Consider the following 22,271-nt stretch of genomic DNA (forward strand, 5'->3'; position numbering starts at 1 on the left):
TTACTTTATTTCAAACACTTCTTGGGCAAGTCCTGCCAGCTTTTGCGTATTGTCGCTCACTTCGACCATCGTCGCAGAAATTTCCTCCGTAGCGGCTGCCTGACTCTCCATGGTTTGATTGATCAATTCAATCGAATTTTGCAGCAGGGTTATCAAATCCCGGATAGAATCCGTGGTTTGCTTGATTTTGTCTGCATTCGTCCGTGAATCTGTCGCCATATTGCGAACCTCATTCGCGACGACAGCGAATCCACGTCCAGCATCTCCTACTCTCGCAGCCTCAATGCTCGCATTCAGTCCCAAAATGTTACTTTGATCAGCAATTTTTTTCACGGCGAGTGTAATTTGCTCGATCTCAGTTGTACTTTGGCTCACATCATTGGCTTGCTCTGAGATCGCCTTCATTTGCTCGTTCAAATTCCCGATCTGCACGGCCATCTCGTGTGTGGTGGCACTGACCTGCTCGACAACGCTCGAGAGATTTGCGGCAATTTCATACAGCTCATTGGCTCGCTCCATACTCGAACCAATGCCAACACCGCCGATAACTTTTCCCGTGTGATCATGCAAGGGGATCGCCCGTGCTACGAGAGGAAAACCAAATAATTCCTTGGGGACCATCATCGCCTGCTTGGTGTTTTTTCGAATCGCGTTGGTGATCACATCTCCTTCCTGGAGTGGATCACCAGGCTTTACCTGCAGGGAAAATGTTTGGGCAGGCACATTGCGCAATAGCTTTTCCGTGTCGTAGACCCCAATGGTAATGTCATCGTTGAGCAAATCATTTAAATAAGGAGCAACCTTAATGAAAGCCTCGAGAAGTTCTGCATTTTTCCCCTTTTCGGAGGCTTCTGTTTCGTTCCATCCTTCGTATCCGTTCATGACCCTCTTCACCTCTATCTTTTGCTAGCATTAGTACGGAAATTGACGCTTTTTGTGCTGAACCGAAATCCATTTTAGCGTAGTAAACTCTTCTAGGCTCCATTGACCATTCAAGCGTCCCAATCCGGAATGTTTTTCACCGCCGAACGCCACAATTGGTTCGTCATTGATCGTTCCATCGTTGATATGAATCATGCCGGTCTCAATGCGCTTGGCCATCTGGGCACCTCTCTCCAGATTGCTGGTATGAATCGCCCCGGACAATCCAAATGGTGTCTCATTCGCCATGCGAATTGCTTCTTCCTCGGAAGCAAACGACATGATGCAAACAGCCGGACCAAACAGCTCTTCCGATGCAATGGACATGTCTGTGGTCACACCTGTCAAAACAATCGGCTCGACCATGTTTCCTTTTACTTCCCCTTTCAGTGCAGGAACGGCTCCTTCGCGTATCGCCTCGTCGATCGTTGCCATCAGGTTGGCGACTTGCCGTTGATTGATGAGTGGACCGATTACCGTGTCTGGATCATTTGGGTCGCCTACCTTGAGTCCAGATACTTTTTCCACATACAGATCGAGGAATTTATCGTATACATCTTGGTGAACCAGAACCCGGTTAGCCGACATGCAAATCTGACCTTGGTGGGTAAAGCGGCTGAATACCGCTGCATTGACAGCATACTGGAGATCCGCATCCTCCAAAACAATCAGGGCACTATTGCCGCCTAGCTCCAAAATCGCCTTCTTGAAATGCTTCGCTGCCACTTGCGCGATATGGCTTCCTACTTGGCTAGAGCCTGTAAACGAAAGGATGCGCGGAATCGGGTGGGAGGCAAACCCATCGCCAATTTCAGCAATATCCGTTACAACGACGTTGATCAAGCCTTTGGGCAGACCTACTTCTTCAAAAATTTTCGCGATGAGAGTCCCACCCGTAATTGGCGTGTGCTCATGCGGTTTGAGGACGACCCCGTTGCCCGCGCCAAGAGCTGGAGCTACGGACTTCATCGACAGATAGAACGGGAAGTTGAACGGACTGATGACGCCGACAACTCCTGCGGGAATCCGATACAAGCGATTTTCCTTTCCGTCTACGGGAGAAGGGAGAATTTTCCCCTCCATACGTACCGGGAACGTAGCCGCCTCTCGAATAATATCCTTGACAAGCCCGATCTCAAAAAATGCCTTCAGTCGGGTTCCACCTAGTTCACGAATGATAATCTGAATGATTTCTTCTTCATGCTCTTCGATATAGCGAACAGCACGCTCCAACATTCGGGATTTGGTATAGGCATTCACTTCATCCCACTCTTTTTTCGCGTCGGCTGCCGCCTTGTAAGCCTCGTCGATATCCTCTAGATTTGCCATTTTGAATTCTGCGATGACTTCCCCGTTGTAAGGATTGATATCTTGCAATGTCTTCGCGCCAAGTCCGTCGCGCCACTCCCCATTGATGTACTGCTTGTCCAGTGTTTGAAGGATTGACATGCTACAACCACTCCCTTTTGAAAAATAAATAGGCCCCTTTCGCATGAAAGGAGCCGTCATACTAAAACAGCAAAATACACTGCTCGTTGGCAACCCGGCTGCCATCGTAACGTGTACATTAGGCCCGTGGCTTTGCGTCCCCACTTTTCAATGGGTTTGCCCATTCATAGCGAATGCTGGTAGGGTTTTGTCAAAAAAAGGAAGATATGGAGAAACCTACTTTGATTATAGTACTCCATTTCGAATAGTCAAACGTAAACATGTAAATATTTCGTGAAAGGAAAGAACAAATATCAAAAAGTCCGCATCGCTTAGATACGGACTCCTGATTTTTCTTCCACATGATCACAATAACTTTTTGACATCCTTTACGCTCGTCGCGAGCATTTGCTCTACCACGTTGGCGTCTCTTACGTGCCTGGTCATGCCTTCATTCAGCTCGTCCAGCAAGCCCTTTGCCTCACTTACCTGCTGGGACACATCGTCAGCAAAACGCTTTTGATGCGCGATGATTTCCATCACACCCGCCACTTCGACGTTCAGTACCTGGAAAGCGTTCACGATCTGATCTGTCTTCTGTGCAGCATCCTTGCTGATGGAAAGTCCATTTTTGATCGCACTGCTGCTTTTTTCACTGTTGGACAATGCTTCTTTGATTTCTTCTTGAATCTTGCCAATTAATTCCGCAATCGTCTTGGTCGAGTTCGCTGTCATCTCTGCCAGCTTCCGTACTTCATCCGCTACGACAGCAAAGCCTCGGCCTTGTTCCCCCGCACGTGCAGCTTCTATCGCTGCATTCAGAGCGAGAAGGTTAGTCTGATTCGTAATGTCGCTGATTACCTTGACAATACTCGTAATTTCCGAAGAACGCTCTTCCAAGCGGCTCATGGACTTGGACGTATGAACCGATTCTTTGTCGAGCAGGCTCATGACTTCCACAACGTCCGTCATAGCCTTCTTGCCTTCATCTGCACGCGCTACCGATTGTTTGCAGATGTCTGTCAGGCGCTCTCCTCGAACCGACAACTGGCTTGCAGATTCATCATCCCGCTCATTAATGGCCTGGATATTCTCTACGGCACGCTTCATCCTCGTCACCAATCGCACCATTTGATCGGAATCGGCGTTCATTGCTTGGTCCGAAGCGAGGATTGCACCCATCTGTTCGTAAAGACCGCGAAGCTCATGTTTCCATGCGTCTTGCTGTCCTGCCATTGTGGTTGTGGCTGTCGTCGCTGCTGTCTCTTTTTCTGCCAGGCCTTTGTCTTTTTTCCAAAACATCCGCTTCCCTCTCCCTTGTACCCATCAATTGTCACCTCGGCGGCTATATACGCGGGACTCGATTATTCCCGGATGTTGTTTCGCCAAGCTCAGCAAGTTTTCCAAGAAATAATAGTGACCCTCCAAGAGCTCCACGTCTTTACGCTCAAAATGCTTCACCTGCAAATACTGCTGCATTTCCAAAGCATAGCGCTCCAGTTTATCGTGAAAATCGTTGGCACGAAGCATTTGCTCCACTTCTGGATATTCTGTTTTCAGGCGACTCAGCTCGCTGTATACACGCCCACCCTCCAGAATCATCTGGTAGGCCGTACGCTCAAGCGTAGCTGTTGTAGCTGCCTCCTGCTCCTCACGCTCCTCGCGCAAAGCTGCCAAGTACGTGATAAAATGGTAGACAGTTAAAAATAATGGTCCTAAAAATAGAATGATCCCTGCCTTGTACACATGCTGATTGGACAAATTGCTGATGAGCAGGAACAAGTGAAACAAGATCGCACCCAACCATACATAGATGATGATTTGGTGATTGATCTTCCCTGCCTTTTGGTGGCGTGAAAAGGCAAAGGTAAGTCCGAGCAGATAAAAGGCAAGCAACGTAAAGCTGGCAGAAAACAAAGCCATCTCCATATCGGTCAGCCAATCTGCATCGGCGGGTATTTCGATAAAGAATTCAAAAGCGAGCACCAGCAGTGAGAACAACAACCCCATGATCCAAAACCGGCTTACTTCCGAGTCATTCCTCCGCCGGGAGCGGTAGCGTTTTGCACGGGATCCTTCCATAATGCTCTCACCTCATTCTCTATGATTCGCCATGATTCTATCTTTTCCTTTCACATGGGGCCAAAATCTGACATCGGAGGCTGTTATGACAAAAAATTTACCAACACCATTTATCGAGCGCATGAAAACCTTACTCGGACACGACTATGAGGCCTTCGCTTCCTCTTATGATCAGCCTGTGACACACGGCTTGCGAGTCAATCCGTTGAAGGTGGAGCGTGACGATTTTTTGAAAATCTCGCCGTTTACTGTAGAAGCAGTCCCTTGGTGCGAAAACGGTTTTCGCTACAAAGAGCCTGCTCGTCCCGGCAAGCATCCTTTTCACTCCGCTGGCATGTACTATTTGCAGGAGCCAAGTGCGATGTCCGCTGCCGAAGCACTCGGTGCACAACCTGGTGAGCGAATTCTCGACCTGTGTGCAGCACCAGGGGGCAAATCGACGCAGCTTGCAGCGTTTTTGCATGGACAAGGAATGCTCGTAGCAAACGAAATCCATCCTGTTCGGGCAAAAGCCTTGTCAGAAAACCTGGAGCGCTGCGGCGTGACCAATGCCGTCGTGACCAACGAAACGCCTGAACGCTTACAGGAGCGATTCCCCCAGTTTTTTGACCGAATTTTAGTAGACGCTCCATGCTCTGGCGAAGGAATGTTTCGCAAGCTGCCCGAAGCAATCGAAGACTGGAGCCCAGCAAAAGTAACGGAGTGCCATGTCATGCAAGGCGATATTCTCGAGGCGGCCGCTGCTATGCTGAAGCCAGGCGGGACGTTGGTCTACTCCACCTGCACATTCGCTCCGTTGGAAAACGAGCAGTCCCTGGTTAACTTCCTCGGCCGTCACCCGGAATTTGAGATCGTCCCGCTGCCACATGCAGATTGCTTTTCTGCTGGTCAACCCGAGTGGGCGTCGCCGCAAAATGAGCAGCTCACCCAGACAGCCAGATTGTGGCCCCATCGTCTACAGGGAGAAGGTCATTACCTCGCCAAGCTACAAAAGAGTGAGACTGCTGAAGTTCATGAACCTTCCGGGAAGCGTAAAGAAAAGCGTGCGGCAAAATCAGCTCCGGCAGGTCGAAAAGAAGCCTTGGCAGCCTGGCGTACATTCGCAGCCGAAGTACTCCCTGCGCTTTCCAAACCATTTGAAGATGAGTCTGCCTTTCTTTTATTTGGCGAGCAGCTCTACTACTCACCTGCTCCCGAGCTCGACTGGGACAAGCTTAAGGTCGCGCGCGTCGGTCTGCATCTAGGAACCGTAAAGAAGAACAGATTTGAACCTGCACACGCCTTGGCACTCGCTCTCTCTCCTGCGGAGGCATCCCGTGTCGCTTCGTATGGCGCGGACGATCCTGAGCTGTTGCGGTACTTAAAAGGAGAAGCGCTCACACGTGAAGGGGAAAGTGGTTGGACGCTGGTTACTGTAGAGGGATTCTCCATCGGTTGGGGCAAGCAATCAGAGGGGCAACTCAAAAATCATTATCCAAAAGGTCTACGCTGGTTGTAGATTTCCATCCAAAATAAAAAAGCCCACAAAGCTACACGAAATGCATTCGTGACTGCTTTTGGGCTTTTCTCTTTTTCTTATGATCGCCCTCTGCGGGACGGATTGTCTACTACAGACAAAGAGCCATTTTTAATATAACGCAATATTTTTGAAACAGATATCCCTGTCGCGTTGGCAATTTGCATCGCATTCGAATTCGGATACGTTCTCACGTAATTGCGAATCATCTGGTAGTCTTGTATTTCGTTTTCTCCGCAAACCTGGCAACTGTACTCTCCCCGGCCCCTCGGACTGCCGCATTTCAAGCACGTATCCGTCGTCATCATTGGTTCTCCTCACACCCTGTACTATGGTACTTTTACAAGAAAGGGTTCTATCTTCCTATCTATTACCCAATTCACATGGGAGGAAAACACTATTTTCTATCGCAATTCCTGTATTCTATTAAAATTCGATACAGTCATTCCAAATTCCTTTAAAAAGGCCAGTATGGAGGCTTCAAACCGCTTTTTGCGAAAAGGACAATCGCAAACCCAATGAGAAAGACACCACTGAGCCCATGAAAAACGTTGAACCATTCTGGACGAAAAAAGCGAGCCAAATACGCGGCCAGCAAAGCTACCAGCCCCAGAAACAAAAAAGTCGATAACAAACAGCCTGTCGCAAACAGGAACAACTCCGTTGAATGAACAAAAGTGCCAGATGCCAATAGTGAGCCAAATACTCCCGCCCAAAACAGAACAGTCAGAGGATTTGCGAGCGTCAGAAGCACGCCGTGCCAAAAGCTGCTTCGACCCGATGGAGCCTGCTGAACTGGTGCCTGTTCTTGTTCTCCCCTTCCTTTTATGGCACGCAAGGTTTGAATCCCAAACCAAGTCAAAATCAGGGCTCCGATAATCAAAACCATCTGTTTGACCCAATCGATCTGTAACAGTAGCGACAGTCCCCCGATCGCCCCTCCCATATAAACTGCATCTGCGAGTGCAACACCCAGTATCATCATGAATGCATCCCGCAATCGCCGAGTCATCGAGCGATGCAACACCGCCAGACAAACCGGACCAACGGATAGCTGGAGCATCATCCCGAATAATAGACCGTGCCAGATCGCCATCAGGCTCACATCTCCTCTTTCATGGAAGACAGGACGATCATCGTATTCGTCTTGCTTACCCCTTCTACTTGCTTCAATGTTTCAGAGATGAATCGTTCCAGATCAGCCGTCCCTTTTACGGCAACCTTCAATACATAGTCGTAAGCTCCCGCAATATGATGGCATTCCAGCACACAGTCTGCCTGCATGACCGTTTCACGGAAGCCAGCGATATGCTCCGTTTTCTCGATTTGCACCATCACAAACGCAATCAGGTGAAGCCCTAGCTGCTCCCGATCCAGCTTTACCGTGAATTGCCTGATGAGTCCTGTATCCTCCAGCTTGCGTATTCGCTCGGAGACCGCAGGCACGGACAAATGAACCTGCTTGCTGATGTCGGAGCTGGTGATTCGGGCATTTTCCCGCAATAAGCGAAGGATTTGTTCATCAATCCGATCCATAGTGGTGCCCCTCCTTTTTATCATGATTATACCAATTCCTTCATAATAAAAAGGGATTTGACGCTATCACCGTATATTTTAAAGAGATAATACGGCTTAACTTTCATTTTTTCTGCCACACGAATGATCTTGGGGCGTATTCCTAAAATAATGCGGCCGAGAGAGACAAGAAGTTATCATACGCCATCTTCTTACGCTGATAGCTGCTCTTTCTTTGTGGAAAACAAGCGGATCGCGAGCAACAATGACAGCAACGCTATAACAAATCCGGACCAGCCCAGATGCTCCACAGAGGAGTTGCTGATCACCAGTCCCCCAACCCACGATCCCAAAGCGAAGCCAAATTGAATAAAGGATGTATTGATGCTAAGTGCGATATCCGGCGAACGGGGCACCTGGGTAACCAAATATAGCTGTTGGGCCGGAGACGTTGCCCAAGTTGCGAGCATCCACAGCATGATGATCACGATATACGTAGTGATTACTCCATCCATGACCGATAGCAAAAGCAGCATACCTGCCTGAAGAGAGAGTCCAAAATAAATCGTAAACTTCGGCCCTTTGCGATCTGCGATAATCCCTCCAATTTTTGACCCCATAAAACTGCAAATGCCTGCTAAAAACAGAATCCCGGAAATCTCGGATGCCGAAAGCACGGCCCGGGTTAGCAGAAAAGGCGCAATATAGGTAAACAATGTGGAATAAGCGCCGATGTACAACAGCGTGATAACAACCGCAGTAAGAATCTTTCTATTTTTTATAACAGCTAGCTGTGCCCGCGGTGTTACAGCCTCCTGCGCTTTTATAGGCGGGACTTTTTTATAAATGACAAGCAACGGAACCAAGCCCAGCAGTCCAATAAAAATAAACAGCAGTCTCCAGCCAATCGCTTCACTTAAAAAAGTGCCAACGGGAAGACCAAGTACAAGTGAGCTACTCAATCCCATCAATATGATGCCGATTGCTCGCCCACGATTGCCTTCTTCAACTAGCCGTGTAGATACAGCCATCGCAACAACAGTAGCAACTCCTCCACTGAGTCCTTGAATCATGCGTGTAACCAGCATCATCTCAAAGGAAGAACTCACATAGACCAGCCAGTTGCTCAAAATAAAAATGCCAAGCATCATAAGTAATAATTTTTTTCGGTCAAGATGGATCGTGGCAGCGATGACAATAGGAGCCCCTACTGCCGCAGAAAGGGCAAATGCAGTGACAAGCAATCCGGCAGACGACGTCGTGACACCCAGATCAGCTGCCACCGTTTGAATGATTCCGCTTATCAGATACTCCACAGTCCCAATCAGGAAAACTGCCAAAGCGAGAATATGGACAACCCCTTTATTCCCCATGCTCACTTTGCCCCCTTGCTACAATTGGAATCTGGATTTCTATGAGCTCAACTCCAGGTTCTTCTGATAAGGGAACATAGATTTCTCTGCCGGGCTGCTCATCTCGAATGTAGTAACCATGCTGTTCAATCCACGTAGCCAGATCCAGGCAAGCTGATTCTTTCATGGTCGAATCCGAACGGAATAGTAACGTAGCCATTGTCTCGGCAGGCAAGAAGCTTCGTTCGATTTGCTCGGGCAGTTTGACAGATTCTGTTTTAATACCATAGCCCACCCCAAAATCGAAAAGCTGATCCTTCGTTCCGGTTTCCTTCCATAGCACTGTTTTAGGACCAGTCAAGGATAACTTCAGGCTGGCATCAAGCATGCTGTCGAACATTTGAAACAGCCAAGGAATATCTTCAGCAGTACCCCGTGCCGAATAGGAGATCAAGTGCATACTATCTACCTGCTTCAAAACCACCTCTTGCTCCTTCTCAATCCTTCCCTCCCGTTCAACAAGCTGCACTCGTTCTTTAATACGGGCAAGCTTTGCCATTTCCATCTCCAGCAGGGATTGGATTTCATTTTCTTTGAGCCTCAGCATGCCCCGAATTTGTTCGGCTGGTATATTCTCGTGAAGCAATTGCGCGATCTGCTGCAAAGAGAACCCTAATTCTTTGAAGATGACAATTCGATTGATCTGGAGAAGCTGTTCGGCACAGTAATATCGGTACCCGGTCGTATCATCGATTTTTGCTGGTTTTAGAATCCCAATCTGATCATAATAGCGCAACGTTTGCAACGGAATTTGACTCAGTCGGGAAAACTCGCTGATTTTGAACAATTCCACACCTTCTCTCTCATTACTTCGATCTGAGTATAAACCTTCTAGTCGGGTATAAAGTCAAGAATCGAAAGGCGTTTCTACAAAAAAAAACTGCCCAGATCCTTCTCGGATCTGGACAGCCTTTTCTATCTTATTTTCCCCGAGATTTCCCTTGGGATTGACTAAACGGTCTTCCACCCTTGGCAGAACGGGCTGCTCCACCTTTTCCTGCTTTTTTGGCATCGGCAGGCTTTGCAGATTTACCCGCTTTGCGTGCTGCAATCGCTTCTGCCTTCTTGCGGTTTTTCTCGTACTGCGTTTGCAGTTCTCCCAGCTCACGCGCCATCTTCTTTTTGTAGCCTGGCTTTACCTTCGTCTTTTTCTTTATCGCTTCACGTACAGGAGTGAACTCTTTGTCTTTTTCCTTCTGTTGCTCTTTCGCCTGTTGCGCCCGCAGCTCAATGAAATGAGATTCCCGTTCTTCTGCGCGCTGACGACGTCCAGCATCCAGATGGCGTCCTTCCTGCAAAATTCTTTCTTCGATCGAAGCCTTCGTCGCTTTGGCAAAGCGAGCCATCAAGTTTTTCTGACGAGGAGAAATGAGGGAGATCGCTTTTCCCTTTTGTCCTGCACGACCCGTACGACCAACGCGGTGAATGTAACTGTCCACGTCATTCGGCAAATCGTAGTTGATGACGTGAGTTACACCTTCTACATCGAGTCCACGAGCCGCGATATCTGTCGCGATCAAGTATTGGAAACGAATCTCACGGAATTGCTTCATCAGTTGTTCCCGTTTGTTTTGGGACAAATCACCGTACAGGGCTTTCGCCGAGAGGCCATTTTCCTGTAGGCGGGCTGTAAGCTGTTGCACACGTACTTGCGTATTGGCAAACACAATGGTCAAGAACGGCTGCTCTTGCTCCAGCACATCGACGAGAGCATCCGTCTTATCGCTTTGGTTCACTACATAGTAAAATTGTTCAATGCGCTCCACAGTCTTCTGCTTGCCCTCGATCTTGATATGCGGAGGCTGTTTCATGAAGCGGTGCGCCAGTTTTTTCACCAGATCGGGCATCGTAGCCGAGAACAACAGCACCTGACGCTGAGAAGGCGTGTGGACGATCACTTGCTCCACATCTTCCAAGAAGCCCATTTCCATCATTTTATCGGCTTCATCCAGCACTAATGTGGAGATACGTCCGAAATGGAGCGATCCGCGCTTCATATGATCCAGGACACGTCCTGGTGTTCCTACAACAACTTGAACCGTTTCTTTCAGCTTGCTCAGCTGTTTGTCGATATCCGTTCCACCGTGCAGGGAGAGTACATTCACATTCAGGTGTTTGCCCAGCTTCTCTACTTCTTTGGCAATCTGGATGGAAAGCTCACGCGTCGGGGTGAGGATGAGCGCTTGAATGTCGCGTTTTCCCTCTTCCAATGCGTTGAGGATCGGCAGCATGAATGCAGCTGTTTTACCCGTACCTGTCTGAGCTTGTCCGATCAGATCTTTGCCTTCCATAATGAGAGGAATGGCTTCCTCTTGAATTTGTGTTGGTTCTTTATAATACAGGTCTTGAATCCCTTGCATCAGCTCCGGACGAAAACCAAAAGACGCAAACGATTTTGCCATAACTTCCACTTCCTTTCACAAGCGATCCGATTCGCCACACCATGACTGCATGGACAGTGGATGCGATAAAACCGGCTCTCATCAATCAAAATTCATCCTAGGCAGGTTGTTGCCCTTGCGAAATCCTATCCTACCTATACTAAAGGAGTCCTTTCGAAAAAACAACTAAACCGTTCAACTCCCGGGCATTTTTCTTCAAGACTCGCGACGATGAAGCAAGCCTCGCTAAAATTTTTGCTTACATCATGTGACCATGTATCGATCTCGCTGATCTAATTACTGTCAATGCAAAAAAACAACACAGAAAGGAGTGAGAAAGGTGAATCTAACAGAACAGGTTCTCTTGGCAAAACGAGGAGATCGTGAAGCTTTTATCGCTGTTGTCAAACAAGTCGAGAGCTCCTTGTACCATACGGCTAAATCCATCCTGAAAAAGGAGGAAGATATTGCGGATGCTCTCCAGGAAACCATTTTGAAAGCTTATAAATCTCTGCATTCACTTCGAGAGCCCCAATTTTTCAAGACATGGATGTTCCGAATTTTGATCAATGAATGCAACAAGATAGTAGCAAATCGCTCCCGTAACGTTCTCACGGATGAATTCCCTATCCAATTGTCACTCTCACCGAAAGACGAACATATTGATCTGCGGGACGCCGTTGAGAGGTTGGATGAACAGCAGCGCCTTGTTATTGTGCTTCACTATTTTGAAGACATGCCTTTAAGGCAAGTAGCAGAGGTACTTGAAATTTCGGAGAGTGCCGCGAAAATGAGGCTCAGTCGGGCACGGAACAACTTGATGGAGAAATTAACTACATTTCGGGAAGGGAAGATACAATATGGATCAATCTAAATTCGATGTAGAACTAAAGGAGTACAAACGTACAAAAGATTCGACGATGTCACCATTGGTACGGGCTCGACTGGATGCAACATACGCCGCTCTCCCGGAAATGTCTCGTGAACGAAAAGTCCAACGATTACGCAAAGCACCTTATGTTGCGGCGGCAGCAGTCATTCTAGGCGCAACTGTATTCACCTCTGGATTTATCTCGCCAGTCATGGCGCAATCGATTAAGCAGATCCCATTGGTGGGCAGTCTCTTTAGCTTCATCGAAGCGGACCTCGGCTTGCGAGCTGCAGGCGAACAAGGTCTTTCTTCCAAGGTCAACAGAAGTATTTCTCACCAGGATATGAAGCTCGAGGTAACAGAGACGGTCTTCGACGGAACACGCGCTGTCTACCTCCTCAATGTAACGGCTCCAAACCTGAAGGATGGCATGTTTGATACGGGAGCGGAGGTTGTCAAACTCAGTGACGCTATCGAAAATGTCACATTTAGCATCGATGGAAAAGGGCAAGATGATCCAGGCAGTTTGGTAACAGGCGGTGGTTTTTTCTACTCAGCTGGCGAATCGCACCCAAACTTTCTGGTCTTCGAAGAAATTTTGAAGACACCTGACCACAATTCAACGGGGAAAATTCCAGACTCTTTCCATGCGGAAGTGGTTGTTAAGCTTGCTGGAGTTGATCAAGCCTTCAAGCTGGACATCCCGTTCCAAAAAGCGACGGACAATACCATCCAGCTTAAACCGAATGCTATTCAATCAAACGATGGGATTTCTTTCGAAGTATCCGAGGTCAATATGACGCCAGTGACGACGCGCTTGTTGTATTCGGTCAAACTGGATGGCGAGACATCAGATAAGTCCATCAGAGCTGCCCTGTTTGACGACCAAGGCCGTCAACTGACATCCCTCCATGGAGAAGGAGAACGTAAGGATAACACTCTCACATTTGACGCCCGCTATGCTTCTGCACAAGGACAGCCAAAATATTTCATAATCAAGCCTTTTGTCGTAAAAGATCATTTCGCTGAAACAGTCACAGATGATCAGTTTATTAAGGGTCTCGAAATAAAGGTAGACCTCCCCGAGAAGAACAAGTAACAAAACGAAAACCCTCCCCAATGCATTCATACATGGGGAGGGTTTTGCTTTCCTTGCCTATCTGTCGATCAATTGTTGAATCGTTTCCTTATCGAGCTTCTTGATAACGGCTGTCAGCAGTTGGGCAGCCTGCTCGAAATCGCTTTTGGACATAATCGCATTATGGCTGTGAATATACCGTGTCGCAAAGCCGACGACAATCGATGGGCAGCCAATTCCGCTTAAATGGAATTTCGCTGCATCTGTTCCACCTCCTGCGAGGGCATCCACCTGGATATTGATACCGAGCTCCTCTGCTGTGTCGAATACGAGATCCCGCAATCCGGTATGTGGAATCATCGTAGCATCAAATAACATGACGAGCGGACCGTCTCCCACATTGCAGGTCATCGGATACGATTCATTTCCAGGTGTGTCATACGCGAGTCCAACATCAACAGCAAAAGCAATATCCGGTTCAACCAGCCTCGCTATTGTGCCAGCACCACGAGTCCCTACTTCTTCCTGTACGGTTGCACCGGCGTATACCACATTCGGATGCTCTTCCGTCTGTAATCGTTTCAGTACCTCGATTGCCATCGCGCACCCCGCCCGATTATCGAGCGCCTTTGCGACCCACAGCTCTCCGTCGTGCATCGTCGTAAAATTACTGTCAGGGACAATCCAGTCACCTGGGCGAACACCCATTTCCTTTGCATCCGCTTCATCTTTTGCCCCGATGTCGATGTACAACTCCTTGAGCTTCATGACTTTTTCCCGTTCTTCTTTTTCCAGCGCGTGTGGTGCCTTCGAACCAATGAGCCCCAGATACTCACCTTTGCGTGTCTTGACCTTCACACGATGAGAGAGCATATTGTGCGTCCACCATCCGCCAAGCTGGATGAAACGCAAGTACCCTTTTGGCGTGATATGTGTCACCATAAAGCCTACTTCATCCAAATGTCCCGCTAGCAAAATTTTCGGACCGTTTTCAGCACCCGTCTTCCTCCCGAGCACTCCACCCAGCCGATCCTTTACCAACTCATCGCAAAGAGGCTGCAAGTACTTCTCCATCTTTACTCTGACTTCGCGCTCGTGCCCAGGTACTCCGTCCGTTTCCGTCAAATCCTTGATCAATTTCGTAAGATCGTCCATCATTTATCTCCTTTTTGATACTGAATTCCCTTATTATTGTTTCCCCAACCGCTGTCCCGAATGCGCTCGAGTAGTGATCCGATAAAACAGTACGAGACAAATCAGTCCCATCCCTACAAACATCCCAGTAATCGCGACGTTGGGAAGCCACGCACTGACAAGAATAAATAGACCTGCACTGCTGACTCCCACAATGCTAAACAGAGAATGTACAGCCATATACGTACTCCGCGCATGATCTGGCACCATATTGGCGAGTAATGCTTGTTTTACCGGAATGTGCATCACCTCACCCAGGCTCGCGAAGAACATGGCAATGAGCAAGACAGCGGGAGAGCTGCTGAAGCTAATCCACGCATACCCGCAAAAATACAGGACAAGTCCTGACAGTAGCACCGTCCTATCTCTCATGCTCTTCACCACGTAGGAGATCAAAACCGTCAAGCAAACAACCAGCACCGTGTTTTCTGTTTTTAATAGGCCTAACAAGTTCATCCCATCCACCTGAAGGGCAAGAAACGAAAATAACTGCTCAGGCTCTGGGATTTCTTTCACTAAACGCAGGCCGATGACATTGGTCAATTGCTCCTCTACAGCAATAATGAGCAAATTCGCTATGGTAAACAGCAGAAAAATCCGATGCTTGAGCACTTCTTGATAAGCTCCCAAGACATCTGCCATGAAACTCGAATCTTTTTGTCCTTGCTTGCCAGACGCCTGGCGTGGACGTTTTTCTGGCACATACGTTTCCTTGATCAACAGGATCGTAATGGCGAGCGAAATCGCGATGCTCACAGCCACACCGAGAAATAAAGCAAAATAATGCTCGTCGAACAAAAAAGCCCCCACCAATCCTCCTATCGCTACCGCCAGATTATTCAACCAATAGGAAGCAGTAAAAATCGCTCGTCTGTTCTCGGGCTGACTCACATCAATGATGAGTGCTTGGTAAGCAGGACCTGACGCCCCCAAACATAAGTGATGGAACAGAAACAAAATAAATGTCACATAGGGCAGCTGGAGCCAGGGTGAGTTAACGAAGGCCACACCAAGAAAGCTGAGGAAAATGACCGCCTCACATGCAACGATGACTTTTTTTCGCCCGATCCTGTCCGCCACATATCCCCCTGCAAAAGAACCTGTGACACTCGCTACCATCACGCCTAAAAACATAAAACCCGTTACAACCGTCCCCAATTGCTTGGAGAAAAAAACAATCAAGTACGGGGTCACAGTCATACTCGCCATCGTCGTCAAAAACTGCAGCATTAGTCTGATCTGGATGTTCCTGTCGAACCTCCAAAAACGCATTGTGACCACTCCTCTTTTTATAACGATTGATTAATCAATCGTTTATACTCCAAAAAAAAGACCGATGGAGAACGCTAGCTATTCTTCGGTCCAAAAAGCTGCATGGCAACCGGAACAAATTTTTCCCACATGTTGCTTTGTGGCTCATCCGTCAAATTCACACGCAGGCCAATTAACAGACTCATGTAAGCTGTCGCCACGTATTTGGGATCCTGGACATGCAAGAGTCCTTTCTGTTGTCCGTTGACCAAAAGCTCCGCAATTTTTTCACGGAAGATGTTGTGAAACGCGTCTAGCTCAGCAAAAGAATAGGGAAAACGATTGTAGTAGCCGACTACTTGTACGACCAGACGCAAGTACAAATCGAACGCAGCGAACATCTTGATGTGATTGGTCACCATTCTCTCTAATTCTAGTAATAGCTCTGATGCTTGGGGATCAAAGTCCAGAAGTTTGACGGAATGCTCTTGTAACGGCTCCGTAACAGCTGCATGAAAGAGCTGATCCTTGTTTTCAAAGTACGTGAAAACACTGCCAAAGCTCACTCCCGATGCCTTCGCGACTTTTGCAATGGTGGTATCATCATAGCCGCGCTCGGCAAACAGGAGAATTGCCTGCTGGAGAATCGTTTCCCGCTTTTGCTTCATTTTTAGCACTTGTTCTTCTGAAAGTGGCATGCTATACAGACTCCTTGCCAATGAATGATTACTTGATCAATCGTCACTTGCATTATTATAGTACTGACTTCCAGTATTTGCAAAGATTTTTGTCTCGCCTGATCGCAAAAATAAAAACGGCTGGAGCTTGTGCCCAGCCGTTTGCCTATTTTCTACTTCGCTAATTCATAGATCGCTTGCGCGTAAATCGCTGTCGCTTTGATCAGGTCATCCACGAAAATATATTCATCTCGCTGGTGGGCACTGTCAGGTCGTCCTGGGAAAAGCGGTCCGAATGCCACCCCAACATCCAACGAACGGCCGTAGGTAGCACCGCCAATTGCAATGATGCCAGCTTCCTCACCCGTTTGTTCTGTATATACGCGTTGCAGCGTCGTCACCAGAGGATGATTCGGGTCGACGCGGTGCGGTGTCAGATGCTCAGCCACTTCGAGCGTAAATGCTCCTTCACTGAATTGTTCAGCCAGAACGGCCGACCATTTTTCGAAGGCAACAGAATGTGGGTAACGGATATTCAGACGGAAAAGCGCATCCTGCTTTTCGTCGTACTCGATCACACCTGTGTTCACTGTGAGCGCACCCATTTCTTCATCATTATGCGCGATGCCGATCGCTTCCCCATAATGCTGCTTGTGCAAATAACGATCAGCCAAGCCAACGAATACTGCTCCGCGTTCATCCAAGGACAAGGTTTGCAAAAAGTGAATGAGCTCGGTACCCGCGTTGACACCTTTGCTCGGGTCCATTCCGTGAACCGAGACGCCCTCCATGTGCAGCACGACGAGGCCATCCTGCTCCTCCGCCTTGCCTTTCAACCCAGTCGCATCCAAGTGCTGACGATAACTTTGTGCAATCGCCTCACTATTCAAGCCAATTGGCGCAAGCGTTGCTACAGCCTTGTCTGGAACCATATTCATCCGCAAGCCAGCCTGCAAGGAAACGAGCTTTGCCTCCACATTTTCCGCAGCAGGTATTCCTAGGCTTTGGAAGGATTCAAGCTTCTGGCGCAATGAAAGGTCAGTCAAGCCTTTCTCCGCATAGATCAGCGGGAAATCGGCATCTGGCGTAAAGCCCATCGTCGGCATTTCTTCCGTTTCAAAATACGTGTTCACACATTGCCAGCTCGATTCTTCATCCGTACCGAAAATAAAGCGCACGCGCTTCGACAGCGGCAATCCAAGCTCCATCACGATCTTCGCGGCGAAAATGGCCGCCATCGTCGGTCCCTTGTCATCAATCGCACCACGTGCCACCAAGCGTCCATCCACGATCTCAGCCGCATACGGTGGTGTACTCCAGCCATCGCCTTCCGGTACGACATCGACATGGCTCAGAATGCCGATCAATTCCTCGCCTTGTCCGAATTCAGCGTGCCCTGCATACCCGCGGACGTCTTTGGTTGTCATGCCTGCCTTTTCACATACGCCTAGCGCAAAGTCAAGCGCTTGCCGAATCCCTTCTCCGAAAGGGGCACCTTCCCGCGCGGACTCGGGGTCGAGTACGCTTTTTATTTGCAAAAATTGTTGCGTCGTCGCAATCAGTTCTTCCTTGCGTTTATTTGTTTCTTCCAGCCAATTAATGCTTGTCATTCTCTTCTCCAGTCCCTTCATTCATACTTCCTTCGTCCATTGCCGCATCGACATCGAGATCCAGCTCCACCAACGATAATAATGACTCCATCGGCACTTCTTTTTTCGTAAACTCTGCTTGGGCGTCTTTAATTTCTTCCCGGATATTGTTCATTTCGCTATCCAGCTTGTAGGACGCCTTGGCAGCTTCGAACAATCTTTGCCGTATATCGGATGGGATAATTCCCTCGTATTTATAATTCAGCGAGTGCTCAATCGTCGCCCAAAAATTCATTCCCAATGTGCGAATCTGAATTTCTACCGGAATGGTCACTTGCCCACCCGCCATCATGATCGGATACTCCACAGCAAGGTGATAGCCGCGATAGCCGCTTTCTTTTGGGGTAGAGACATAATCCTTCTCCAAATACACACGCATGTCCCCGCGGTTGCGGATCATCTCTACGACTGCCGGTATATCATCGATAAACTGGCAAATGACACGGATGCCAGCGATATCACGAATTTCCCAGCAAATATTTTCATCAATAGGAAACTGCAAGCGGTTTGCCTTGTTGTAAATACTCGGGATCGATTTGACCCTGCCCACCGCAAACTCAATTGGTGAATGCTCCTTGCGTTTGCGCAGCTCGTTACGGATATTTTTAATTTTGACTTTGATTTCTTCTACAGCTTGTTCGAACGGTAGCAGATATAGTTCCCAATCTAGTTTGTGCACGCTTACGTCCCTCCGGCTTGAAACTCTCCATCGTCCTTATCATTCAACATTTTGTGTGAGATATCCTTCCAAAATACAAAAAGAGACGGGAGAAAAGGCAGTTTTCACCGGCTTTTGCTCCGTCCCTTTTTTCTTAATTTTCGCGCGAGACAAAGGTTCCAAGGGAGCTTCTCAGCTCTTCTGCTAGAATAGCCAACTGATTCGCAGCATCTGCGATGAGCTCCATCGCTGCAATCTGCTCTTCTACCGCAGCCGAAATGCTCTGGACACCAGCAGCCGCTTGCATCGATGCGGACGATACTTCCCCAGCGACTACAGCTACCTGTTGGGCATCTGGCGCCATACGCTTGAAGGCTTCACTGACACCGTTAATTTCTTGCGACACTCCGAGGATGTTTTCCTCGATGTGCTGGAACATCTCTTGCGATTGATGGGCTGTCTTCATGCCACGGGCGGTTGTTTGGGCACCCTCGACCATTCTGGATACTGCTTCCTTCGTATCCTTTTGCACGTCTCCAATCATGCCTACGATCTGCTGGGCAGCATGGTTGGTATCCTCCGCCAGCTTGCGCACTTCCCCTGCTACGACGGCGAATCCCTTGCCATGCTCTCCTGCTCTGGCCGCTTCAATCGCAGCATTCAAGGCGAGCAGATTGGTTTGGCGGGCTATTTCTGTAATGACAGCGATAATTCTCGAAATGTCCTTCGAGCGCCCTTCCAATACATGAATGACATCCGTTGTAGCTTCTACCGAACGATTGATTTCGTCCATGCTGTCCATCACATCTGCGATCGCGCGTCTGCCTGCGTGGGCATGCTGCTTCATTTCTTCCGCAGATACGGTCACTCGCTCTACATTTTCCGTTACCCCTTCCACATCCTTCGTCAAATCAACAGCCAGATTCAAGGTTTGTCCCATTTTCTCCACCTGGCTATCAGCAGAGGCAGCCACTTGATCGACGACGAGGACTATTTGCTGGCTGGAAGCAGCAATCTCACTGGTGTTTCCCTGAATATTTCGCACCGCCCCGGAAACGGAAGCAGCTGCCTGCTGAATCTGAAACAAGATTTTGCGCAATTGCTTCTGCATCGTAACGAGAGACCCAGCCAGTTCTCCTAATTCATCTTTTCGTTTTAATAGCTTGTCAGGAATCTCTCGTGAAAAATCACCATGACCGATCCGTTCTGCAACAGCAAGCATGCCCCGAAACGAGCGGCGAAGCCAGTTTGCTGTAAATAACGAGATGATAACGATGAGCATGAGGACGGCGCCATTAAAAGCAATCATGGCATTCCGAATGCGAGTTGGACCCTCCAATATTTCGGTCATATTCCTCTCTGCCAAAATCGCCCACGTCTTCTTCCCCACTTTGACCTGATCGTAGGACACGAGCACTTGTTGTCCTAAGTAATCCATGCTCTCGACCGTTCCTTCTGATTGTTGGGTGAGCAAGACTTGATCGACGATGGGCGTATCTACTTTTTGCTGCAACAACGTATTTGGTCCACTGCCCAGTTGCGATCGCATGAGCTTGTCCGGACCACCAACCAGGTAAATCTTCCCGGTTTCCCCCAGCCCTTCCCGTTGGTTGAATATTCTTGAAATATAATCCATGGATACTTCGACTGCTATTTGCCCGATGATGTAGCCTCGTTCGTAGATCGGCGCTGCAATGTATACCCCTGGCGCCCCTCCGGATGGTTCGTAAATGCCTAGATCTGACATTTCTGCGCTTTGGGTTTTCAGAACTTGCTGTACAGTCTGGCCAAGTACAGAGCCAGCGTGTGGGCCTGTTAGAAGATTGGTACCGAAATCGGCCTGTGGCTTTGTCTCGTACACGATGTCCCCTTGTGCATTCAACAGAAAGGCATTTACGAAGCCGTAGCGAGCGACCTCCATCTTCAATTCGTTCGTATACCGCGCTTGCACTTCTTCATAAGCAGGCGATTCCACGCCTTGCCGCCACACGTCCTCAAACGAAGAAAGGGCGGACATTACTGTTCCCGATGCAGCCAACGTATCCACGTTCCTGGCTCGCTCGCGAAAGTAATTTTCCACCTGTTCCTTGTTGCTTTGACGGAGTGCTTCCAGTGTAGCAGTACTTCCATTCAACAATTCCTGCTTGGATTCCTGATAAGCAAACACTCCCGCTGCTGTCAGCGGTACACTTCCTGCCAATAGTAGTACGAGCAGTATACGAGCGCCTAACTTCATGGAAAAGCCCCCCATTTTTGCCAATCGGTTTTTCTGGTATACTAAATAGAATATTATTTATATTTCTACTATTTATATGAATATAGTACCAGAAAAGGAAAAAGGAAGGCTAGACCAAATGTATCAGGCTGTCTCGAAAATCATAGCAATTTCGTCGCACATCGGCAGCTTGGAGCAGTTAATGCAATCCTTCCATGCTTTTTGCGGCAGCGTTTCCTTGGCAACTACCCAAAACCCGCACTTTTCAAAAAACACTTGTTGATAGGTCAGCGCCAGTACACGCTTAATTCCCAAAAGGCGGCATTGCTCAACCAAATGAAGAACCAGATGTTTCCCAACGCCCATCCCCTTTGCTTTTTCCGAGATAGCCAAGGAGCGGATCTCTGCCAAGTCCTCCCACAAAATATGCAGGCCTGCGACACCTACGACCGAATCTCCGTCATGAGCGACAATAAAGGATTGCAAGTTTTCCAAGAAAGACAGCTTCGTACGTGGCAGCATCAAGCCTTGCTGTGCATATTCATTAACAATCTCCAACATGGCATCCACGTCTTTCATCGTAGCCTGACGTACTGCCAGCGCCTTTGCAACACCCATTTTACTCTCCTCCACCCCATGCATCACGAGCCTGGTTTGATTTAATATTTATTCATTATAGTATATAAATATACATTCGACCTTCGCAGAAGTCTATCCTTTTTTCACCTAAATTATGCTCAATTGCATGAACTATTCTTTTGTTAGGTAACCGTTGTGTTATAATCAAGCGTACGAGTTCATAGGGAGGTGCTACATACTTGACGACGAGACGGGAACGGAAAAAGCGCGAAACACGCGAAAAAATCTTCAATGCTGCCATCAAGCTTTTCAAAACACATGGCTTTGAAGCAACTACCATCGACATGATTTCCGAAGAAGCGGATGTTGCACGCGGTACGATCTTTCTGCATTTCACTTCAAAGGAAGCTATTCTTGCTAACTGGGGATACGAGCGTCTGCATGAAATCGAGGAGCGCCGGGAAGAGTGGGATTATGGTGACGAATGCAAGGCGAAGGTGCTGCGGATCTACAAGATCATGAATGAAGTCACCATCACCAATTTCGATTTCATCAAAGTCGTCGTAGAATCCTCGATGAAACATCGGAAAGTGCTTGAGAACGAAAAGAACATGTACTTTGAATTGCGCCAGCTGTTCGCCGACCTGATTGAAGAAGCGCAAGAAAAGAATCAATTGAAAAGCAAATTCAACCCACTTGTTGCTGCGAATATGTTGGAAAACATTTACTATAACGCTCTTTATGATTGGGTACGCAGCGAAGGCGCCTGGGCACTCGAAGAAATCATGGAAGAGAAAGTCTCTATCGTATTCGAAGGGCTGGTCGTGGAATAATCCGACTGACC

Annotated in this window: 21 protein-coding genes and 1 riboswitch; of the genes, 4 read left to right on the forward strand and 17 right to left on the reverse strand. The window is 48.2% G+C overall.

Annotation, left to right across the window (positions count from 1 at the left end):
• The 4 genes from ODZ53_RS17910 to ODZ53_RS17925 all read right to left on the reverse strand — a co-directional run bounded on the left by ODZ53_RS17910 (position 1) and on the right by ODZ53_RS17925 (position 4,431).
• Positions 1-882: a methyl-accepting chemotaxis protein gene (locus tag ODZ53_RS17910; RefSeq protein WP_372678828.1), complete on the reverse strand. Its 882-nt coding sequence runs from the start codon at positions 880-882 to the stop codon at positions 1-3.
• 30 nt (positions 883-912) lie between these two features.
• Positions 913-2,370 (reverse strand): benzaldehyde dehydrogenase, encoded by a 1,458-nt coding sequence (gene yfmT / locus ODZ53_RS17915; protein ID WP_372678830.1) that lies wholly within the window; start codon positions 2,368-2,370, stop codon positions 913-915.
• Positions 2,371-2,455: 85 nt separating this feature from the next.
• Positions 2,456-2,541, reverse strand: a riboswitch (cyclic di-GMP riboswitch).
• A 174-nt stretch (positions 2,542-2,715) separates the two neighbouring features.
• A complete protein-coding gene (locus tag ODZ53_RS17920) occupies positions 2,716-3,651 on the reverse strand; it encodes a methyl-accepting chemotaxis protein (protein WP_372678832.1) in 936 nt (311 codons plus the stop codon).
• Positions 3,652-3,675: 24 nt separating this feature from the next.
• Positions 3,676-4,431: a hypothetical protein gene (locus ODZ53_RS17925; RefSeq protein WP_015892595.1), complete on the reverse strand. Its 756-nt coding sequence runs from the start codon at positions 4,429-4,431 to the stop codon at positions 3,676-3,678.
• A gap of 85 nt (positions 4,432-4,516) precedes the next feature.
• Between ODZ53_RS17925 and ODZ53_RS17930 the strand changes: the two genes are divergently transcribed.
• Positions 4,517-5,929: an RsmB/NOP family class I SAM-dependent RNA methyltransferase gene (locus ODZ53_RS17930; RefSeq protein ID WP_372678834.1), complete on the forward strand. Its 1,413-nt coding sequence runs from the start codon at positions 4,517-4,519 to the stop codon at positions 5,927-5,929.
• 77 nt (positions 5,930-6,006) lie between these two features.
• Here the strand turns inward: ODZ53_RS17930 and ODZ53_RS17935 are convergent, their stop codons facing one another.
• The 6 genes from ODZ53_RS17935 to ODZ53_RS17960 form a co-directional block, all read right to left on the reverse strand.
• Positions 6,007-6,252: a hypothetical protein gene (locus ODZ53_RS17935; protein WP_372679136.1), complete on the reverse strand. Its 246-nt coding sequence runs from the start codon at positions 6,250-6,252 to the stop codon at positions 6,007-6,009.
• Between the two features lie 152 nt (positions 6,253-6,404).
• Positions 6,405-7,043 (reverse strand): LysE family translocator, encoded by a 639-nt coding sequence (locus tag ODZ53_RS17940; RefSeq protein ID WP_372678836.1) that lies wholly within the window; start codon positions 7,041-7,043, stop codon positions 6,405-6,407.
• A gap of 5 nt (positions 7,044-7,048) precedes the next feature.
• Complete coding sequence (locus ODZ53_RS17945) at positions 7,049-7,483, reverse strand: Lrp/AsnC family transcriptional regulator (RefSeq protein ID WP_048034169.1); 435 nt, start codon at positions 7,481-7,483, stop codon at positions 7,049-7,051.
• Positions 7,484-7,674: 191 nt separating this feature from the next.
• Positions 7,675-8,835, reverse strand: a complete 1,161-nt coding sequence (locus ODZ53_RS17950) for an MFS transporter (protein ID WP_372678839.1) — start codon at positions 8,833-8,835, stop codon at positions 7,675-7,677.
• On the reverse strand, positions 8,825-9,661 hold the full coding sequence (locus tag ODZ53_RS17955) for a MerR family transcriptional regulator (RefSeq protein ID WP_372679138.1): 837 nt from the start codon (positions 9,659-9,661) through the stop codon (positions 8,825-8,827). Before ODZ53_RS17955 ends, ODZ53_RS17950 begins: the two co-directional genes overlap by 11 nt.
• A 133-nt stretch (positions 9,662-9,794) precedes the next feature.
• A complete protein-coding gene (locus tag ODZ53_RS17960; RefSeq protein ID WP_142497871.1) occupies positions 9,795-11,276 on the reverse strand; it encodes a DEAD/DEAH box helicase in 1,482 nt (493 codons plus the stop codon).
• A 319-nt stretch (positions 11,277-11,595) separates the two neighbouring features.
• Between ODZ53_RS17960 and ODZ53_RS17965 the strand changes: the two genes are divergently transcribed.
• Entirely contained in the window at positions 11,596-12,129 is a 534-nt protein-coding gene (locus ODZ53_RS17965; protein WP_372678841.1) for a sigma-70 family RNA polymerase sigma factor, read from the forward strand.
• On the forward strand, positions 12,116-13,225 hold the full coding sequence (locus ODZ53_RS17970) for a DUF4179 domain-containing protein (protein WP_372678843.1): 1,110 nt from the start codon (positions 12,116-12,118) through the stop codon (positions 13,223-13,225). Before ODZ53_RS17965 ends, ODZ53_RS17970 begins: the two co-directional genes overlap by 14 nt.
• 57 nt (positions 13,226-13,282) lie before the next feature.
• Here ODZ53_RS17970 and ODZ53_RS17975 read toward each other — a convergent pair whose 3' ends face one another.
• From ODZ53_RS17975 to ODZ53_RS18005, 7 genes are all read right to left on the reverse strand, one after another.
• Positions 13,283-14,362 (reverse strand): M42 family metallopeptidase, encoded by a 1,080-nt coding sequence (locus tag ODZ53_RS17975; RefSeq protein WP_372678845.1) that lies wholly within the window; start codon positions 14,360-14,362, stop codon positions 13,283-13,285.
• Between the two features lie 30 nt (positions 14,363-14,392).
• Complete coding sequence (locus ODZ53_RS17980; RefSeq protein ID WP_372678847.1) at positions 14,393-15,670, reverse strand: MFS transporter; 1,278 nt, start codon at positions 15,668-15,670, stop codon at positions 14,393-14,395.
• 74 nt (positions 15,671-15,744) lie between these two features.
• A complete protein-coding gene (locus ODZ53_RS17985; protein ID WP_015892607.1) occupies positions 15,745-16,347 on the reverse strand; it encodes a TetR/AcrR family transcriptional regulator in 603 nt (200 codons plus the stop codon).
• A 152-nt stretch (positions 16,348-16,499) separates the two neighbouring features.
• A complete protein-coding gene (gene pepV / locus ODZ53_RS17990; RefSeq protein ID WP_372678850.1) occupies positions 16,500-17,936 on the reverse strand; it encodes a dipeptidase PepV in 1,437 nt (478 codons plus the stop codon).
• Positions 17,923-18,654 carry a GTP pyrophosphokinase gene (locus ODZ53_RS17995; protein WP_064201064.1) on the reverse strand — a complete coding sequence of 244 codons (732 nt, stop codon included), beginning with the start codon at positions 18,652-18,654 and terminating at the stop codon, positions 17,923-17,925. The genes pepV and ODZ53_RS17995 overlap by 14 nt, the downstream gene beginning before the upstream one ends.
• Positions 18,655-18,787: 133 nt before the next feature.
• On the reverse strand, positions 18,788-20,869 hold the full coding sequence (locus ODZ53_RS18000; protein WP_372678852.1) for a methyl-accepting chemotaxis protein: 2,082 nt from the start codon (positions 20,867-20,869) through the stop codon (positions 18,788-18,790).
• A gap of 123 nt (positions 20,870-20,992) precedes the next feature.
• A complete protein-coding gene (locus tag ODZ53_RS18005) occupies positions 20,993-21,466 on the reverse strand; it encodes an N-acetyltransferase (protein ID WP_007722846.1) in 474 nt (157 codons plus the stop codon).
• Between the two features lie 200 nt (positions 21,467-21,666).
• Between ODZ53_RS18005 and ODZ53_RS18010 the strand changes: the two genes are divergently transcribed.
• Positions 21,667-22,260, forward strand: coding sequence for a TetR/AcrR family transcriptional regulator (locus ODZ53_RS18010; protein ID WP_007722843.1), 594 nt, complete (start codon positions 21,667-21,669; stop codon positions 22,258-22,260).
• Positions 22,261-22,271: the final 11 nt, after the last annotated feature.

The organism is Brevibacillus sp. BD137 (genome assembly GCF_041644655.1).
GTDB classification, from domain to species: Bacteria; Bacillota; Bacilli; order Brevibacillales; family Brevibacillaceae; genus Brevibacillus; species Brevibacillus brevis_D.

Coding starts and splice junctions, on each gene's coding strand:
- ODZ53_RS17980 (WP_372678847.1), bottom strand. CDS start 15,670: ATGCGTTTTTGGAGGTTCGACAGGAACATCCAGATCAGACTAATGCTG.
- ODZ53_RS18000 (WP_372678852.1), bottom strand. CDS start 20,869: ATGAAGTTAGGCGCTCGTATACTGCTCGTACTACTATTGGCAGGAAGT.
- ODZ53_RS18005 (WP_007722846.1), bottom strand. CDS start 21,466: ATGGGTGTTGCAAAGGCGCTGGCAGTACGTCAGGCTACGATGAAAGAC.
- ODZ53_RS17935 (WP_372679136.1), bottom strand. CDS start 6,252: ATGACGACGGATACGTGCTTGAAATGCGGCAGTCCGAGGGGCCGGGGA.
- ODZ53_RS17975 (WP_372678845.1), bottom strand. CDS start 14,362: ATGATGGACGATCTTACGAAATTGATCAAGGATTTGACGGAAACGGAC.
- ODZ53_RS17950 (WP_372678839.1), bottom strand. CDS start 8,835: ATGGGGAATAAAGGGGTTGTCCATATTCTCGCTTTGGCAGTTTTCCTG.
- pepV (WP_372678850.1), bottom strand. CDS start 17,936: ATGACAAGCATTAATTGGCTGGAAGAAACAAATAAACGCAAGGAAGAA.
- ODZ53_RS17960 (WP_142497871.1), bottom strand. CDS start 11,276: ATGGCAAAATCGTTTGCGTCTTTTGGTTTTCGTCCGGAGCTGATGCAA.
- ODZ53_RS17945 (WP_048034169.1), bottom strand. CDS start 7,483: ATGGATCGGATTGATGAACAAATCCTTCGCTTATTGCGGGAAAATGCC.
- ODZ53_RS17920 (WP_372678832.1), bottom strand. CDS start 3,651: ATGTTTTGGAAAAAAGACAAAGGCCTGGCAGAAAAAGAGACAGCAGCG.
- ODZ53_RS17925 (WP_015892595.1), bottom strand. CDS start 4,431: ATGGAAGGATCCCGTGCAAAACGCTACCGCTCCCGGCGGAGGAATGAC.
- ODZ53_RS17910 (WP_372678828.1), bottom strand. CDS start 882: ATGAACGGATACGAAGGATGGAACGAAACAGAAGCCTCCGAAAAGGGG.
- ODZ53_RS17930 (WP_372678834.1), top strand. CDS start 4,517: ATGACAAAAAATTTACCAACACCATTTATCGAGCGCATGAAAACCTTA.
- ODZ53_RS17970 (WP_372678843.1), top strand. CDS start 12,116: ATGGATCAATCTAAATTCGATGTAGAACTAAAGGAGTACAAACGTACA.
- ODZ53_RS17985 (WP_015892607.1), bottom strand. CDS start 16,347: ATGCCACTTTCAGAAGAACAAGTGCTAAAAATGAAGCAAAAGCGGGAA.
- yfmT (WP_372678830.1), bottom strand. CDS start 2,370: ATGTCAATCCTTCAAACACTGGACAAGCAGTACATCAATGGGGAGTGG.
- ODZ53_RS17940 (WP_372678836.1), bottom strand. CDS start 7,043: ATGGCGATCTGGCACGGTCTATTATTCGGGATGATGCTCCAGCTATCC.